The sequence below is a fragment of the Halomonas sp. SIMBA_159 genome (assembly GCF_046536035.1).
Taxonomy (GTDB): Bacteria; Pseudomonadota; Gammaproteobacteria; order Pseudomonadales; family Halomonadaceae; genus Vreelandella; species Vreelandella venusta_A.
In genome coordinates, this window is the sequence record NZ_JAWJBT010001396.1 from 1 (window position 1) to 243 (window position 243).

A 243-nucleotide genomic window follows, 5' to 3' on the forward strand; every position below is an offset into this window, starting at 1 on the left:
TCTTTTAAGCGGTTTTCCACTTCGCGTTGGTGGCGCACTGGCGTCATATCGATAAAGTCGATAACGATTAAGCCACCTAAGTCACGCAGGCGTAACTGACGGGCAATTTCATCTGCCGCTTCCAGGTTGGTATTAAACGCAGTCTCTTCGATATCACCGCCTTTGGTCGCTTTTGATGAGTTGATATCAATAGCGGTCAGGGCTTCAGTGCTGTCGATGACGATGGAACCGCCTGACGGCAGA

General features: G+C 50.2%; 1 protein-coding gene. It reads right to left on the reverse strand.

Annotated elements, in window-relative coordinates:
• Positions 1-243 (reverse strand): ribonuclease E/G (locus tag R0J87_RS23830; RefSeq protein WP_498889495.1); only part of this gene is annotated, 243 nt, incomplete at both ends.